General features: G+C 45.5%; 6 protein-coding genes. All 6 read left to right on the forward strand.

Features of this window, described 5'->3' with window-relative positions; translation table 11 throughout:
* Positions 1-88: 88 nt before the first annotated feature.
* The 6 genes from FAM09_RS29690 to FAM09_RS29715 all read left to right on the forward strand — a co-directional run bounded on the left by FAM09_RS29690 (position 89) and on the right by FAM09_RS29715 (position 19,708).
* Positions 89-2,443, forward strand: a complete 2,355-nt coding sequence (locus FAM09_RS29690) for a hypothetical protein (RefSeq protein ID WP_136580809.1) — start codon at positions 89-91, stop codon at positions 2,441-2,443.
* A 1-nt stretch (position 2,444) separates the two neighbouring features.
* A complete protein-coding gene (locus FAM09_RS29695; RefSeq protein ID WP_136580810.1) occupies positions 2,445-3,530 on the forward strand; it encodes a hypothetical protein in 1,086 nt (361 codons plus the stop codon).
* An 8-nt stretch (positions 3,531-3,538) separates the two neighbouring features.
* The gene (locus FAM09_RS29700; RefSeq protein WP_136580811.1) at positions 3,539-10,390 is read left to right on the forward strand and encodes a hypothetical protein; all 6,852 of its coding nucleotides are present in this window, start codon (positions 3,539-3,541) and stop codon (positions 10,388-10,390) included.
* 65 nt (positions 10,391-10,455) lie between these two features.
* On the forward strand, positions 10,456-17,946 hold the full coding sequence (locus FAM09_RS29705; RefSeq protein WP_166437314.1) for an RHS repeat-associated core domain-containing protein: 7,491 nt from the start codon (positions 10,456-10,458) through the stop codon (positions 17,944-17,946).
* A gap of 8 nt (positions 17,947-17,954) precedes the next feature.
* The gene (locus FAM09_RS29710) at positions 17,955-18,470 is read left to right on the forward strand and encodes a hypothetical protein (protein ID WP_136580813.1); all 516 of its coding nucleotides are present in this window, start codon (positions 17,955-17,957) and stop codon (positions 18,468-18,470) included.
* Positions 18,471-18,565: 95 nt separating this feature from the next.
* On the forward strand, positions 18,566-19,708 hold the full coding sequence (locus tag FAM09_RS29715; protein ID WP_136580814.1) for a DUF5977 domain-containing protein: 1,143 nt from the start codon (positions 18,566-18,568) through the stop codon (positions 19,706-19,708).
* Positions 19,709-19,741: the final 33 nt, after the last annotated feature.

Below are 19,741 nucleotides of genomic sequence, written 5' to 3' on the forward strand. Positions count from 1 at the left end.
TTGAAATATTTCTTTTCTTTAAAGAAGGACAAAAAGGACATCCACTTTTTTTGCCCCGAACTAATCAACCATTACCACAACCAGAATTATGTCACTGCATGGGAAAAATAATATGCCCCGGCATGCCTGCCGGCGTGTGCATATAATAATCGGCTGCCTGCTTACTGCCGGCGCGGTACAATCCCAGTCAGTTAGTTTAGAAGTTTCCATTCGCAACAATCAACTTAAAAAGAACGACACTACCCACTTTCCTCATTCTCGTAATGGCGACACTATTCTTCATTTATTTAAAGATGTATGTAAGGCGTTTGCATTTACCCGATATATTACACCGCCTTTGGAATCAACCACCGCACTGAAGGAAGAAAAAGCTGTTGTGTCGAATGTTGTTCCCTCTCAAAAGCGTAAACCATTTTTGAGCGTTCATGGAAATGTTCAGTATAGTTTTTTACATCAGTCGTATGTAGATACTCCTTTTTCACAGCGGAATTTTGAACAGCATACCCTGCAAACGAGCTTGCAAATTGTAGTAAAGGACAGGTATCCCTTGCGGGTTAATTTATCGAACCGTATCAGTAACTCGCCCTGGTTCAGCAATTTTTTTGATGTGAATATGCGGTTCGATCAGGCGGCTTTTTCGCGGAACGGGAAGCAACGATTGTTAGATAAGATAAGCGCTAAACAGTTTCAACAGCCCGATCTTACTTTATTGACGGCTTCATTACAGCAGGAGCTTGACAAATACAACCGATTAAAAAGCTGGCTTGCCAGTGGGGATGTGCTGCAACATATTGTTGAAGAAAGAGAGCGCCAATACTATAAAAACAGGGAAGCTGATAACCAGCCCGGTGCTTCCTTTCATTTACCCGAAAAAAGATGGCCCAATAAAAAAGGGATCGCATTGGAGCTGCCTGCTGAAAAAAGTATTTCAGTGGATAGTAGCTATACCAAATACATCAGCCGGAAAAAAACGGAACTGGACAGCCTGCAACAAAAGATACATTCTCTGCAGCATAAAGCCGACAGCCTTAACAAGCAGCTTAACCACAAGCTGGTTGCGTTAAAACAAAAAATATATGCAACCACCAACCCGGCAAAGTTGCGCGCTATTGAACGGGAAAATGGCCTGGACAGCCAACGACAAAAAGGGTTTGACAATTTTTTATCTCATGTAAAAAGTATTGGCATTGGCAGGTCGGTGATTAACTATTCTGAATTAACCGCCAGTAATGTGTCGTTAACCGGGTTAAACCTCGAATACAATGATGGGTTCTATGGCGCCCTGGCAATTGGTAAAATTGATTATGGCTTCAGGGATTTTATGGGCAGAAATACCCGGCAAAAGGGACAAAACTTTTTAATGGGCCGTGTAGGCATAGGTGATATAGAGCGCAAAGCCATTATACTAAGCGCTTTTACCGGCAGAAAATATAACTATGGAAGTGTGTTTGCCGATACGGTTTCCGATTACATCCATGTTACCGGGTATGCCCTGGAAGCTATTCTGAAGAAAGATGAGAACACCGGCATCAGCGCCGAAGTAGCCAAAACTACCATCCCGGTATCCGGAAGTTATCAAAACAACCAGGCCATGAAAAGCCTGTTCCAGTTTTCTGACAATGCCAATTTGGGCATCAGCATAAAAGGGCAAACGGCAATACAAAGAACAGGAACCCGGTTAAGCGGGTTGTACCGTAAAACCGGTGAATATTTTCAATCGTTCAGCCTGTTTACCTACAATACCAATCAAACAGCCTGGTCGGTAAAAATGGAGCAGCCTTTTTGGCGGAACAGGATAAACCTTATTGCCATGCTTCGGCAAAACGATTTCATCAATCCCTTTTCCGAAAAAACATTCAGGACCAGCACCGTTTTTAAAAGCCTGCAGGCGCAGGTGCGCATACCCAAATGGCCGGTAGTAAGCGCAGGGTATTATCCCGGTTCGCAATTGTACATTATAAACAAGGAACGCATTCGGGAGAATGTCTATTACATACTCAATGGTTCGGTCGTGCATAATTATACATTGGGCGGCGTGCGTATGCTGTCATCACTCATGTATAACCGGTATTCCAATAAAGGCACCGATTCAGGGTTCATTGCCTATAACGGTATTAGTTATATGGCTGCACATACCGTATTGTTCCCGCAGTTTCAGGTACAGGGTGCGTGGACGTACACCAGCCAGGAACAGATGCAGTTTTACACGCTGGATGTAAACGGCGAATATTCCCTGTTGAGCTGGGCACGTATAGCTGCAGGCGTGAAATACAATAAAATAGCAGGCGGGCAAACTTATCGCGGCGGTTGCGCCGGGGTAGAAGTGACGCTGAAGAAACTGGGCGCATTACAGTTGCAATACGAAAAATCATATTTACCCACTATATGGCAAACGCTGTACCCGGTAGAGGTAGGCCGGTTGTCGTGGTTTAAAAATTTCTGATATGGTAAAGAAGTACATCAGTTTATTATTTGTTTTGCTTCCCTGCCTAATGCAGGCGCAGGTTAGCTGTAGTGTAACCATACCGCCGGCCGGCATGATCAGGAAAGAGCAATTATGGAACCTGGTTGTTGTGAATAACACCAATGCCACGCTCGAAGCAACTATTGCTATCAGTTTGCGCGATGCAGTAACAGGGTTGTTGATATTGACAGGCGGTTCCCGAACTATCCTGTTAGGTAAGGGCGTAAAGATGATAACCGATAAAGACGTACAGCCGGTTCAATACGATTATGGAATGGCCGGGTTGACCGGGAATTTTTTACCGCTCGGTTCCTACATCGCCTGCTTTACCATCACCCGCAATGGAACAAAAGGGCCCGAGACAGTTGCCAATGAATGCGTGCGGATAAACATCAACCCGTTAAGCCCGCCATTGCTGAACACGCCGGCCGATAGATCGGTACTGCAACATCCTGTTCCGCAGTTTACGTGGACGCCGCCTGCACCTGTACAACTATTTGATGATCTTAATTATGATATTAGTGTAGCCGAAGTATTAACCGGGCAATCACCGGCAGAAGCTATTTTGTACAATACACCTTTGTATACCACCAGCCGGTTAAAGGCTTCTTTTCAAACGTATCCTTCTACCTGGTCAACCCTGCAGCCCGGTAAAACCTACGCCTGGCAGGTAACAGCCCGCAACGGGCTTAACTATGCAGCCCCAACGGAGGTGTGGACATTCAGCGTGGCAAAAGATTCTGCCAAAACAGCAACAACCGCGGTGGCCTATGTTTCATTGAGCAATAATAACCTCAATGGGCAGGGTGTGCATTACATCACAGGTAATAACCTGAATTTGAAATATTATTCTTTCGATAAAGAACATGCCGCCGTTGTACAGTTATACAATGCAGAACGTAAGCTGTTGCAGGAGATAAAGCAAACCATTGTGTACGGAGATAATTTTCTGCAATTGAATTTAAACAGGCAATTCCGGCCGCAGCAGGTGTACACCGTAGTGATCACCGATCTGCAAAACAATACGCATTCCGCATCCTTCAGCATATCAAACCAAGCTAATTAAACCTATTTATGATCCAGTTACTCGCTGCAAAATTTTCAAAACCTATTGCCAGTGTATTCTTTTGTATGTTCCTGTTTACGCTGTTCCCGGTAAGGAGCCGTGCAGCAAATCGTATAAACCTGGGGGTAAGTGGCCCTTTATCCATTCCCGGGAAAAAAATGGAACAACCGTGGTACGACCGCATTTCAAAAATGAAAAGGCCGGTTACCCGTAAAGTTGCAGAACTGCAAACAATAAAAGCGCCCATTACAACAGCGAAAGTGGTTGCCGATACAAAAGAAGATATTGGCGGGCCCAGTCAGCCAGAGATGTCCACTTTTAAATCGGCGGGCACAGGAAATATGGTGAACCTGTTCACCGGTGATTTCAGTTATAATATACCGTTAATGGATGTGGGCGGTTACCCCATCAATATATTTTATAACGGCGGTATTACCATGGAGCAGGAAGCAAGTTGGGTGGGGTTGGGCTGGAATATCAATCCGGGATCGATCAATCGTAATATGCGCGGTGTACCTGATGATTTTAATGGTGAAGATGAACTATATCAAACACAACGCATGAAGCCAAACAAAACCTGGGGGGTAAGCATTAATGGCGACCTGGAATTGGTTGGCATAAAGAAAAAGGCGAAGGCCAAGGGGGAGGCTGATTCTACTTTCAATATTTCAGTGGGCGCTTCCATGGGCGTTTCATTTAATAATTACCTGGGGCCCGCATTGGACCTTGGTGTGAAGGGTGGCGCCAGTTTTAAAATTGCCGGTAAGGCTGGTTCCGAAAAATCATCCCTTAGCATGGGTGCTGGCATTGGGGCCAATATCAATTCAAGAGGCGGCCTCACCATTTCGCCGAATGTATCGTTGACAGCCGGCGCTTTTAAAAATGCCAAAGATCTGTCCTTTGGTGTAAGGCTGGGCACCAGCTATAATTCAAAAAGCGGGATAAAAGATTTGACCATCAGCGACCAAATGAGCCATAACTACAAAGCTGTTGCCTGCATCAATAATAACGAAGCAGCGCTCAGTCATTCCCGGGGAGCTTCTTTGCTGGGAACTTCCATCAGCTTTGCCAAACCCAGCTATATACCGGCGGTGCGCATGCCGCTGAATAATGAAGCATGGGCAACCCGTTTTCAAATCGGCGGTGGTATCTGGGGAGTGTATGGTTCTGCAGAAATTGAAGTGTATCGTCAAACCTCCGAGGAGGCCATTCCGCTTCAACGCAAACCAATGGTAGGTTACCTGTATTACCAGGAAGCAGTGAACAATCCGCATGCAGTGATGGACTTTACGCGGTTGAACGATAATGAAGTAACGCCTAATACGCCGATTATTTCTGCGCCGCAGTATACGTATGATGTATTCAGTATACAGGGTGAAGGAACAGGCGGCACCATCAGGGCTTATCGTAACGACCTGGGGTATGTGCGCGATAACATCACTACTTCACGTGAAAAGAATGTAAGTTCGGGTGGCGATGTGGGTATACCGGGTCACTATGGCGGTAATTTCAACCTGGTTAAAACGCCTACAGTTATTGGTGAGTGGGATAATGGCAATAAATTACGCCAGGGCCTTACTTTTCAAAAGGCAAGGCAAACAGTTGAGAATGTATATTTCCGTAATCCCGGTGAAACAACTGTATTGAACGCCGGTCAGCTTTCAAAAATAGGCGGCACCGATCTTGTTCGTTTTAAACTGGGCGGCTCCAATGCCAAGCCTACCATTGAACCGGAGCTTGAGCGCTTTTCCGCATCGAACAGCCTGGTAAGCACTACCAGCCAGCTAACCAATGAATCGATGCCACGCGCCAAAAGAACACAGGTGACTACCTTTTTAACGGCTGCAGAAGCTGATGTCATTGGGCTCGACAGAAGTATAAAAAGTTATAACAGCAGCACAGTGTTAGATGGCAGTAATTCGCTGATGTATTACACCACTTCACGTTTTGATCTTTACCGTAAAAGGCACCACCTGTCACAGATCACCGTAACAGAAGATGATGGAAAAAGATACGTGTACGGCTTGCCGGTTTATAGTATCATTCAAAAAGATTTTATTTTTTCTGTTAACAAAAGCGATGGAGATTCAGGCCGGGTAGAATTTACTACAGGCGAAACCACCACGTTGAATAATAACAAAGATGGGTATTTGCAGGTAACGCAAACCCCGTCCTATGCACAATCTTTTTTGCTGTCGGGTATTATTTCGCCGGATTATGTGGATATCAGTAATGATGGCATTACCGACGACGACCTGGGAACAGCTATTAAATTCAATTATTCCCAGCAATCCCATTATAGATGGCGCACGCCGCTTACCTCGGGTACAACGCCCATTGCTCATTTTAATGCAGGTAACCGCACAGAAACAAAGGACGACAAAGGGATACTTAGCTGGGGTACGAGGGAGACCTGGTATTTGCATTCTGTGGAATCAAAGACCATGATCGCGTTATTTACGCTGGAAAGCAGGAGCGATGGTAAAGGTTCTGCCCATGAATTGAGTGATGTAAAAGCCAATGACAACTCATTAAAGCGGTTAAAAAAGATTGACCTGTACAGTAAGGCAGATCTGAAAAAGTATGGGCTTGCCGGCGCCCGCCCGGTTAAAACGGTGTGGTTCGGTTACAGTTATGATTTATGCGCCGGTACACGGGATAACACCAGCGGTGGGGGTAAACTTACATTAGACAGCATCTGGTTTACTTTTAATGGCCAGAAAAGCGTTAAAAGAAGTAAATATGTTTTTGCCTATACCAATCCTGGTGGTGGCAATCCTTCTTATGCCATTAACGCCAGTGATCGCTGGGGGAATTATAAACCGGCCAGCCGCAATCCCGGCAGCTTGAAAAATGCTGATTATCCCTATGCCGTGCAGGATAAAGGTGCTGCCGACGAGGATGCTGCCGCCTGGTCGCTTAAAAAAATATTACTGCCATCGGGCGCCCAGTTAGAGGTGAATTACGAAAGCGATGATTATGCCTATGTACAAAATCGTCGCGCCTGTAATATGCTCACACTGGCCGGCCTGGGACACGATAGTACTACCATTACCGATAAACTCTATGGTTTCGGAATGCTGGCATCGCCGGAAGTAATGAGTATAATGGAGCATGATTATGTATTTATACAAGTGCCGGAACCCTGTAGCACCAAAGCACAGGTATACCAGAAATATTTAGAAGGGCATCAGCAGTTGTCTTTTAAGATCGCCGTGAACATGCCGAAAGGTATGGAATACATTCCCGCCTATGCAACCATTGCCGGTTATGGTGTTTACGATGCCACACGCATTTGGGTAAAAATGGAACGGGTTAGCGGTTTAAGTCCACTCACGCTCGCTGCGCTGGATTTTTTGCGCGAACGCCTTCCGGGGCAGGCTTTCCCGGGTTACGACGTGAGTGAAAGCAGCGGGCTTCGGCAAATTGGTGAAATGTTACATGGTTTATTGGATGGTTTGAAGGGCGCTTTTAAAGACCTGATAAAGTACCTGCGCAGCCAGGGCAAAGCGCAAACAATTCAAGCGGCTAATTCTTTCGTTCGCCTGAATGATGCCGATGGGTTCAGATATGGCGGCGGGCACCGGGTGAAATCGGTGACCCTGAAAGATAACTGGCAGGCCATGACCGGTCAGTTTACATCGGAATACCGGCAGCAGTACGACTACACCACCACCGAAATATTCAATGGCGCAGTAAGGACCATCAGCAGCGGCGTAGCTTCTTATGAACCAGGGATAGGCAGCGAAGAAAATCCTTTCCAATCAATAGTACAGGTGTCGGATAAACTGCCATTAGGTCCTGCGAGTTATGGCGCTATCGAAATGCCGATGCTCGACGCCTTTTTCCCGGCGCCGCTGGTAGGGTACAGCAAAGTGACCGTGCGTTCAAAAAAGGACAACCATGGCGATAGCACGAAAAAGTCAAGATCAGGTATCGGCAAGCAGGTAACAGAGTTTTATACCGCCAAAGATTACCCGGTTTTCTATCAGCACACGCCCATAGATCCCGGTTCAAACAAAGAAGAGCACAAGGCCTCTTTAACAAAATTCTTCTCCAAATATGCATTCGATAGCCGCGCCCTGTCGCAGGGCTTTTTGGTAGCCACCAACGATATGCATGGTAAACTGAAATCGCAGGCGTCTTATGCGGAGCATGATGATAACACCCGTTTAAATTATACAGCCAATTTTTATCGGAATACAGGCGCTCGCGGGCTGGATGATAAATATGATTTTGTATCGCAGGGCGGCGCAGTAACTGCAGGCAACATGGGTATCGATGTGGAACTGATGACCGACACCCGCGAGTTTTCTGTAAAAAGCACCAGCTTTGAAATACAGGGCCAGGTAGATATGTTCGTATTTATAATTACAGTATGGCTCCCCTTTATATGGCCTGTTGTAAGTGAAAGTGAAGACACTTACCGGGCTGTTACTACTACCAAAGTGATCAATTACCATGGCGTACTGGATAGCGTGGTGGTTATTGACAAGGGCAGCCAGGTAAGCACCAAAAACCTGGTGTATGATGCCGAAACGGGTCAGTTGGTGGTTACCCGCACGAACAATGAATTTGATAAACCGGTGTACAATGTTACGTATCCCGCGTACTGGGCTTACAGTGGTATGGGGCCCGCCAGCAGGAACATAGATGCGGTATATACCGATATAAATTTTGATAATGGAAGGCTCGTTACAGCCGGTTTTGACCAATCGGTGTTTGAAAGCGGCGATGAGCTGTATGTAAGTGATGCAGGTGTTGACGCTTCTAATTGCGGGCCTTCCGTAATAGCTTCTAAAATATGGGTACTGGATCTAAATAAGAACAATACAGCGTTGACCGTACCGGTTAAAGACCTGGTCTTTATGGATGAAAACGGAAATCTCATCAATCGCAATAAAGTAGGTTTCAGAATTGTTCGCAGCGGCAAACGGAATATGCTCACCAGCCAGGTGGCTGCTGTAACCTTAATGAACGATCCCGTACCGGCTGCTACCCGTAAGCTCACTATCAACAGCAGCAGCAATGTAATTCAGGCATCGGCTATGGAGTGCCGTGAAAAATGGCAGGCTGATAATGATATGTTCAAAAAACTAAAACTGGTTTTTGATGAAGCTACCTGTACAGCCAGCGAAATAGTGGACTGCAACGGTTATTTTGAAAAGAATTTAAATCCGTATACCAAAGGAATGCTGGGGAATTTTAGAACTGTCCTCAGCCGGGTATTTTACGGCAACAGAACGGAAACCGATCCGGCAACCGCTACCAATTTGCGGTTGAACGGATTTCTCGCCAATTTTAAATTGTATTGGGATTTTGATGCCGGCAACAACCTGGTGCCCGATGCCGATACTTTACGTTGGGTGTGGAATGAGCAGGCCACCCTGTTTAATTCGGTTGGTATGGAATTGGAAAATAAGAATGCCCTGGGCCATTACACCGGCGCGCAATACGGTTATAATAAAACGTTACCCATTGCTATTGCCAGCAACAGCCGGCATAATGAAATGCTGTATGAAGGGTTTGAAGATTACGATTATCAGGCCGCGGTTAGTGGCGCCCCCACTACCAATCCCTGCGCTCAACGACATCTGGACCTATTGAATATTCCTAATAGTACGATCTATAATACCGATGCCCTGCCTTTTAGCGCCCATACCGGAAGGTATGTATTGGGGGTTGCTGCCGGTAAAACAGCTTCTAAAGAGATCAGTGTGCGATCTTCTGTAATGGAAGATTATACGCTTCAGTTTGGAACTAAAACCACCGATGTGTTGAATGAACCGGGAAAGAATTTTATTGCTTTTGAAAGGGATGAGCCGGGTCCGTGGCCAAATGGGTGGGATATGCAGGATGGCTATTTTGGGGATAAAATGTATGACATAATGGATCTAAGGATTGGCAGGGTTCCGGGAAACGGGTACAAAGCGTTTGTGCGAAAAACGCAATATTTTGAGGCTCCTCAATCTGGTACCTATAATTTAAGCCTGTATGCTGCTTCGGGTAATTTCATGTTTACTGCATATACAAGCGCTTTCATAACAAGTATAGATGGGTCGTACGGTAAGTTTTTTTACACCGAACCGCCGCCGGAGGCAGGTTCGCGCAATGGCGGCCCTGGTTATATGTCAGGTAAAGGATTTCAACTTAATCTCTGTAAGGGTATTTACATGATCGACGTCATGTACCAGGTTTTGGACAGTGAAATACCTGTAATTGGTGAGTGGCCTACTCCGCACCTCACTTTTAGCTATTCGTTAAATGGATTTTTTTATCCCGGCTACAAAAAATATAGTTCCCTGGGCGGTTGTTCTTATACAACACCTATATACGCCAAAGATTCCATGCTCAACCCTACATTCAGTATACCAGCGGGTAAAAAAATGGTGTTCAGCGCCTGGGTGCGGGAAACCTGTGGTAATGCTGATGCCGGCGTGCCCTGCGCCGATACTGCCTATACACATAATCAGGTACAGCTATCATTTAATACGGGCGGCAGTGGTAACGTTGTGCTGAAACCGGCTGGGCCTGTTATAGAAGGCTGGCAACGGTACGAAGGGTACTTTACGGCGCCCGCGAACGCTACATTGATGACCATGGACCTTATCAATAGCAGCAGCGGCACAACGTATTTTGATGATATCCGTATTCATCCGTTCAATGCCAATATGAAAAGCTATGCGTATGACCCGGTGAACCTGCGGCTGGTGGCGGAAATGGATGCCAATAATTACACCACGTTTTATGAATATGATGAAGAAGGCGAACTCATCCGCACAAAGATCGAAACAAAAGAAGGGGTTAAAACCATCAATGAAACCAGGAGTTCCCAACAACAGAGAATTAAGAACTTTTGATAATGAAGCATGCAGCAATGATACGATCAGGGAATCTATATAGATTAATAATACAACCGAAACGAATGCGCAACATAGTAAACCGTTTTATATCAGCAACTATATGGCCGGTATTACTGATGGCCGGGATACTGCTGGGTAGTAACCAGCCGCTTTGGGCGTCTGGTGGTCCCGGTATTGAAGATGCACCGCTGGTAGCCAAACTTACCGGTACGTCATTGGTGCAAAATGCAACGGCAACAACTTCTTTTGCTTCAGGTACCCAGTCGGGGTACACTATTAAGAATATCATTTCGCTTCGGGTAGTTGAAGAAGCGCCCAGCTATATACCGGCCGATTTTACGGCAACAGTAAAAGTGAAAATTGAATATGGGCACTCGTCCTCCTCGCTCAATACCATTGCGCAACAAGACCTGCAGGTTACTTATACCAGGGCGATGGGCGCCCCATACAATGCTATCCGGTACTTTCATTTCGATGGGGCTGAGTATGTAAAGATCACGGTACTGGAAGTAACGCCTGCTACAGTCGGTTCCATCAATATCGGCAACCTGTTGCTGCTGCAAAACGAATTGCGGGCAACAAGGTATTACAACCTGGGCACGAATGTGCAGCCGGCTACCTTTTCTACAACAGCTCCTACCGGTGGCGCCGATGAATTGGCGGTATCCTGGTCGTGGCCTGCCAATACCGGACATACGCATACGCAACTGGAGTGGACCTGGCAGGAAAACGGCTTGGATTCCCTGCATTTCGTGAACGGCGCGCTCAATACAGCGCTGATGTTCAAGCGTAATGCCACCCGCATCGATCTGCCGGCGGGCATCACTACGTATAAGATCCCTTTGCTGTATAGTGGTAAGGGCAGGTTGTATTGCAGGATACGGGCAGTTAATATAAAAGGTAACGGCAGCAGGAGCGATGGTCCCTGGAGCCCGCCCCAATCGCAATCTTTTGACGGGCATAACGAATTTCTCAACTGGCAAAGCACTACCAGTTTTTCAGAAGAAGGCAAACGAAAAACCATCGTACAATATTTCGATGGTTCGTTGCGTAACCGGCAAACCGTTAGCAAGGACAATGTAACCAATACGACTATCACTGCCGAAACATTTTACGATGAGCAGGGACGGCCTGCCGTGCAGGTATTACCTGTACCGGGCATCAGCACCGTGATCGCCTACGCCAAAAACCTGAACCGGTTCAATGTCCAGGCGTTGAACGAGGACCCCGCGAAATATTTCGATCTGCAACCTATTGGCACTACAGGCAGCACCACCCCCGAACTGAATACGGAGTCTGGCGCAGCTAATTACTATAGCGCTGCCAATGCTGAATTAAATACGGGTGTAAACAAACATATACCCGATGCGGAGGGCTATCCGTATAGTGTAACCCGTTACATGCCCGATGGTACCGGCCGTATTATGGCGCAAAGCGGGGTAGGGGCGGCTTTGAAAATGGGCAGTGGGCGCGAAACCAAATATTATTATGGAACGCCGGCGCAGGAAGAGCTGGATGGTTTGTTTGGAACCGAAGTAGGCAACCATGCCCACTATTTCAAGAACATGGTGAAGGATGCCAACGGGCAAATGAGCATCAGCTATGTGGATATGCATGGCCGTACCATTGCTACGGCCCTGGCCGGTGATGCGCCCGCCAATATGCAGGCCCTTTCATTGACCGCGGCCGATTATCCCAACCAGGCTGGTACGCCTATCACCCGCAACCTGCTTAACGACAACACCAATACGGTAAAAAACAACAGCCTGGAATCCATTAACAGCCTGTTGGTGCCTGCAACCACTGCTTATACATTCCGGTATGCGCTTACGCCACAGGCGTTGCAGTTGACCTCCTGTACCAATACAGCTATTTGTTATGATTGCCTGTACAACCTGGAGATAGCCATTATTGATGAATCGGGTGATCTGGCGCCTGTTGTTAGAAAGTTCAATAACATAAGCGTTGCGCCCGATGATAGTTGCAATACGGCCATCGCTTCTTTTACAAATGATACAACGGGCGCGGTAAACAACCTGGTACAGTTCAGCCAAACCCTGCTGCCCGGTTCGTATGTCATTCGCAAAACATTAACCATCAGCGAAAGCTCCCTGCAATATTACAAAGACCTTTATATTACCAAAGGTTTGTGTAAAACCGAACAGCAGTTGGTAGATTCTATAAAAACGGTGTTGATCAACGTTTCCGGCTGTAATAATCCGCCGCCGGCCAACACCTGCCAGGCTTGTCTCGATGAGCTGGGTACTTACGACAATTACCGATCGACGTATTTGGCTACTATTGGTAACCCCAATCCGGTTACGGCAGCCATTGAATCGGAGGTCAGATCTTTGTACGACAACACAAAAGCATATTGCAACCAGCTTTGCGGTACCACTTCACAGCTCATGCCTACGAAGCGGTCGATGATGCTGGCCGATATGGTTCCTTTCAGCGGTCAGTATGCGCGGGATACCGGTTCAGGTTCCATGTACCTGAAGTATAATATCTTTATAACCGACGGTACTGAAACTCGCCCTTTTTATCAAAAGCCCTGGAACAGCAGCAAGCTGCTGGATTTTTACCGAAATAGCTATGATGTTATTGATCCGGCAATACATCCTGATAATACTTTAACAAAATTACAAACACTTAGCAGTGCTGATTTTTCCCAGCAATTTGTAAATGCGTGGGCCAATGCGTTACTTCCCCATCACCCGGAGTATGACCGGCTGGTGTTTGCTGAAACCCAACTGGCTGACAGTTATAACTGGATAAACACTTTCAGTAATACGGGTACTTATGATATGGCGGCTGCCAATGGGTTCATTTTTACTTCATCTGCTAATATAACGGACCCTTTTTATACCCTGTCGCCTTTCTATAAAGCCGAAATGGTGACCAAGATCACCAGCAATTACCGCAATGGTTTCAGTCTTTGGCAACTGGCTTACGGCAATGTGTTCTGTAAAGAAATAGTGCATCCGGTTGAAAGAGAGAATTGTTACCGAACGGTGCAAACGACACATCCGGTAAGCAGCCTGAGTTTCAGTCAGAAAAATGAGGTATGGGCAATGTTCCGCGACCTGTATGCTGCTGTTCGCGATAGCCAGGTAAATGCATACATAGCTGCGAATGTGCCTTTGTCGGATGGTAGTTTTCTGGTACAACAGGGTTATAAACTACATTTTCCCACCAATTATAATCAGATGGCAGAGCAGGGTGGTAGCGACTGGTCGTGGTACCCCGCTACGCCGGATGCAACGCCCGATCTTACAAAAATCCCCGGTGGCGTTGCAATTAGCAATGTATATGCAAGCCGTTGCAGCAGTTATATACAGCAATGGCGGCGCAACCTGTTACAATGTGATGTGCTGGCGGCGCGGGCAGATAAGGAAGCTATCCTGAACCAGATCACCGCTGCCATGAACACTATTTGTTTGAAGGCAACCAATGAATCACATCCGTATGGCGCTTCCAATGTACCGCCCGATGCGCCGGTTGACGGCACACCCCGCAGTTTTGAACAGGTGATCTACAATATATTCAAGACATATAATATTGACACCAGTAATTTATGCAATCCTTATGTAATTGAATTTCCAAAACCGTATGCGTATAATGCGCCCCGCAATGAAAATTTTATTACAGCCTTCGACTCCTGCCACTGCAGCCGGTTAAGCAGGTTACAAAGTGAAGCTACTGCCGCAGGGAGTAATGGCAGCACACTACAGGGCCTCAACAGCTATTTGAAACAAACTTATAATGATACCATTACGGTTGACCTGTATAACAGCATGGCGGCGAATTGTGCCAGCATTGGCAAAACCGTATGTACCGATACGGTGGTCACTAAGGCATATAGTTGTACCGATACCATACCTTGTAATTGCACCCGGTTTAACATAATCAATACCTGTTATATTAAGTGCCGCCAAAATGTATGCTGGAAGATCACCTCGTTTCCGTTAAACGTATCCCAACCGCTGCCTGCTTTCCTGGAATGCGGATTTGTTGCCAGCAGCAATTGTCTTACCTGCGCGCAGTTAAGCAACCTGGTAGCGGAATTTAAAGTGCAGTCCGGTTCACCCTATAACGCGGGACCTGTATTTACAGGCAGTGATCTCACTCCGGCGAACATTCGGGATAATATCTATTTCCAAAAGTTTCTGAATTATCGTACCGGCTACCAGTATAACTGGATGGATTATGTGCAACTCGCAGTCGCAGCCGGTTGTAACCTGGCAAATTACGCCGGTAATACCAATGCTACCCAAACCGTTGTTTGCGGTAGCACTACCTTACCATCCGATACAGCCGGATTACGGCTTACCGAACCGCCCTGTGAAAGGGTTACCAGCATGGCCATAGCCTGGGCGCATGAAATATACATAGCCCGCAAGGCGGCGCTGCTGGCCGGCTTTGAAGAGATGTACCGCGCCAAGTGTATGGCGGCCAAAAGTATTGAACAGTTCACCGTTGATTATTCTACTAAAGAATACCACTATACGCTGTATTATTATGATATGGCGGGCAACCTGGTAAAAACAGTACCGCCTAAAGGGGCGCGGCCCAGGTTCAATACTGGTTTTATTGATAGTGTAAGAAATGCCAGGGCCACTAATACCAGTCTTGTTCCTTTACACGTATTGGCTACCGACTACCGGTATAATAGCCTTGGATCGATCGTGGCTCAAAAGTCACCGGATGCCGGTACGGCTTCCTTCTGGTACGACAGGCTGGGACGCCTGGCGGTAAGCCGCAATGCGCAACAGGCAGTAGAAGGTAAGTACAGCTATACCATGTACGATGCACTGGGCCGAATAACCGAAGTTGGACAAAAGCCACAAACAACGGCAATGACACAAACCATCAGCCAGGATGCAGCCGCTTTGTTTGCATGGATAAATACCAATGGCGGAACGAAGGAACAGATCACTTTTACTGCATATGATGTGGCGTATCCGCCGCTGCTGGCTACCTATATTACCCAGCAAAACCTGCGCAACCGCGTAAGCTACATGGGCATCAAAAACCTGGGTACGGATGCCGATCATTATACGGCCACTTTTTATACCTACGATGTTCATGGCAATGTAGATACGCTGTTACAGGATTATAAGGGCATTGCCGAAATGAACAGCAACGATAACCGCTTCAAACTTATAGCATACGATTATGATCTTGTCAGCGGCAAAGTAAACAGCGTAGGCTATCAGCCCGGCAGAGTTGATGCCTTTTATCATAGGTATTCTTATGATGCGGAAAACAGGCTTACGACGGTGGAATCGAGCCGTGATAAAATAGTGTGGGAACGGGATGCTGCTTATAATTATTACAAACATGGGCCACTGGCCCGTACCGAGTTGGGACAACTGCGGGTACAGGGTTTGGACTATGCATTTACCTTGCAGGGATGGGTGAAAGGCATGAACAGTACAGGCGTGGGCGCCGGCGTATTTGATATTGGTAAAGACGGTTATACCGGCGGAACCAACAGTGTGGTAGCAAGAGATGTTTTGGGATATGCGTTGCATTACTACGATAATAACGGTACAGAGACCGATTACAAACCCATTGGCGGTACAACTGCCTTTGCAAGGCCGGGTACTGCTGCCGGATTATCATCATTATACAATGGTAACATTGGCGCCATCAGTATCAATAACCGGGCGTTGGCGAAAGGGGGCGCAGCCACCAACTCATTACCATTGTTGTATAATTACCGCTACGACCAGTTGAACCGCATGGTTAGCATGCAAGCATATAAAGGATTCGATTCTGTTAACAATACATGGAATGCGGTTGCCATCAATGATTATAAGGAAGCGGTGACCTACGATCCCAATGGCAACATAAAAACCTACAATCGCAAAGGTGCGCCTGGTATTGGCAAGCCGTTGGAAATGGATGCCCTGACCTATAACTATAATGCAAATACTAACCAGTTGAATTATGTGCAGGATACCGTTACGGCAACAAATTATGCAGAAGATATAGATGGGCAGAGCGGCAATAACTACACCTACGATGCCATAGGCAATTTAAAAACAGATTTTAAGGAAGGCATTACCGGCATTACGTGGAATGTATATGGAAAAATGACCGGCCTTGTAAAAAATGGCAGTACCATCAGTTATACCTACGATGCTGCGGGCAATCGCATTACCAAATCGGCCGGTAGTACAACAACCATCTATGTGCGCGATGCTTCGGGCAATGTGATGAGTGTGTATGAAAAACCATCGGCAGGTACCTTGCAGCAAGCCGAGTTGCATTTGTATGGCAGCAGCCGGTTAGGGTTAATTACCAAACAAACGGTGGCCCCTGCAACGGTAAGCCTGGCCACGGGTTTTGGCGCCGCCAGTATATCGGTATTTACGCGAAACGAAAAAGTATACGAGCTCACCAACCATCTGGGCAATGTGTTGGCCACCATCGGCGATAAAAAGCTACAACACACCAGCGATAATAGCACAGTAGATTATTATGATGCTGATGTAGTAACTGCAACGGATTATTATCCGTTTGGTATGGGTATGGAGGGAAGGAAGTATGCTAATGGAAATAAATATAGATATGGGTTTAATGGGAAAGAGCAAAATAATGAAACCTCTTCAACAACTACATATGATTATGGGTTTAGAATTTATACCCCTGCATTAGGTCGCTTCTTGTCTGTTGACCCTCTTACGAAGAAATACCCAGAGCTTACCCCATACCAGTTCGCAAGTAATACGCCAATCGCTGCAATAGACTTAGATGGTTTAGAAGCAAAGATTAGTACAGAAAAGAACACATATTTTGTTGTCCTAAAAAATATTCATTTCAGATTTATACAACGACAATCAACTGAATACTTTACTGAAGCGACCAAGGATTTTCCCCGCCACGATTTTTCAATTAATACACAGATGTTTGATTTTAATAATTATTGGGATTATGCGACTGCCAGGACTCCGCAACCAACTAGCGATTATACTCCTCAAGGGCAAAATGTTGCTCACGGTGCAGTAGTATCAGGCAGGTCTGCTCAACAAACCTTCCATATTGCACATAACAAAGATGGCTCATGGTCAACTGGGTATGGAAATGTGCCTAAAGATGCAACATTTGGTATTGGTGGTGGTACTCCCATAGTTATAAATGGATTGAATTTCGGAGTAGAAAATGTTTTTACAGATAATGCTCCGGAACGTGTAAAAAAGATTGGGCCTAAAGGTTGGGTTGATCCAGCAGATTGGAAATATCTGATTCAGAAAAGTAACGGTGTTTATGCAGGACAAAACGATGCAATAGTCGGAAAGACCATATTAGGATTTAATTCAAAAACCAATGTATGGATTATAGTATCACAAGAGAACGGGCAAGAAGGTTTTACATTAGACGAAATTAGAGACAGATTGGTTGGTCAGGGATATAATAATGTTTTAGCATTTGACGGTTCTACATCGTCTACGTTAGTTGAAAATGGAAAAATATTGGTTAGTCCTGACACAAGAAAAAACAGCACTATTCCATCTGGTTTAAATTTTTCTGTACCTTATAAATAATGTAAGCTATGAAGGTAATTGTAAAAGCAAGTATTATCCTTATTGCGTTATCTATGTTGGTAGGAACTATAATGATATTTTTGAGCGATATAAAAATATTATTTACAAGAGAAAGTGCAGCCTATCTATCTAATATATCAGATGTTAATCATATGGCCTCTGTATTGTTTTGTATTGGTTATTTATTTGTGACAGTATTGGTTTTTCGAAAATTTAGCGCACTGAAGGTACTAACATTGTTGCTTGTGTTGATTTTATGGTTGCTATGTGGTAGGGTTGTAGCGTTCAAGGCTTTTCCTGATGGTCGAGTAATTACAGGATGGTATTATATTGAAACAAATAAATTTAATCTATGTGAAAATGATGTTGACTGTGAAGGTATAATATCAAAGGAAACAACAATAAGTAAGTTGCCTCTGTGGCGGATTAGAATAAACAGTAAGTATACTAAAAAGATAATTTTTGTTGGACCATTTACATCGCATAACTGTTACAAGGTTTTTGAAAGTCAAATTGAAAAATAGTCTTTATCATCTAACAGCACAAATGCCACTTTTACAGAGATCATAAAGCCATAATGGTAAAATGGATAAGATCACTGCAACTAACACCTGAGAAAATGAACCGATCAAATCGTATAGATAAAATAGCCATCCTGCTCCTGTCTCTTGCCAGCATATTCTTCACAAAGGATGTGCATAAAAAATCCGCTGTCCCTGACGTGCTATTTCATGGTGGTTGTATTACCAGCGGTAATCAAACCATTGTAATCGGCACCCTTCCGGGTACCATTACTGCCACAGCAGCCAGCGGCGGCAATTGCAATGGGGTGTATACCTATCAATGGTTAATGTCAACTGATGGTGTTTTTTATTCGGAAATTCCGGGCGCTACCGGGCAAAATTTAACGTTCAGTAGCGCCACCGCCCATGCGGTCGGCAGTATTGTTCTCCGTACGGAACCACCACCTTTAAATATTACCTTTTATCAAAGAAGGGCTACCTGTGGCAGCGAAGAAAAATACACCAGTTTTGTTACTGTTACCCAGGTAGAATACATTACTTACTATAATGTAGCTAAAAACGGCACCTTTACCCGAAACAACTGTGGCAGCGGGTATGAACCCACGAGCGTAACCTATACGGTGAATGCCCGCACTTATACGTCAAGGGTAAGCCAGGCTGCAGCAGATCAGTTGGCGCAAGACGATGTAAACGCCAACGGCCAGGCTTATGCCAATACATGGGCAAATTGCCGGAGAATATATTACAATGCGTATCGGAGCCAGGTCTTTACCAGGAACAACTGTACCGGCGGAGATATTGGCACCAATGTAACCTATTGGGTGGATGCAGGTACCAAAACTTCCCTGATCAGCCAGGCCGATGCCGATCAAAAAGCGCAAAACGAAATAGATGCATATGGCCAGTGGTATGCTAATGTAAGAGGCTCCTGTGTGAGTCCAAACATATCAATTATAGTCACCAACCAAACCAATGAACAATTTACCGCCACATACACCAATACGGCTACAGGTACCACCTATTTCTATTATATCTATCCCAATGTGACCGACTATGAACTGGGACCAATCCCTAAGGGTACGTATAATGTTGCCATCAGGGCGCCGAATAATTTTACGCTGTATGAATGGATTTTTTCAAACAATGCGTATTACCTGGCAGGCTCAAATACTTATATCCTGGATGGCATGGATCTTACTTGCGATCATTGCGGGAGGATGGATATTTATTACTATTAATAAATACATTTAAAGTAATTCAAATAAAAAGGC

The sequence above is a fragment of the Niastella caeni genome (assembly GCF_004834005.1).
Classification (GTDB): Bacteria; Bacteroidota; Bacteroidia; order Chitinophagales; family Chitinophagaceae; genus Niastella; species Niastella caeni.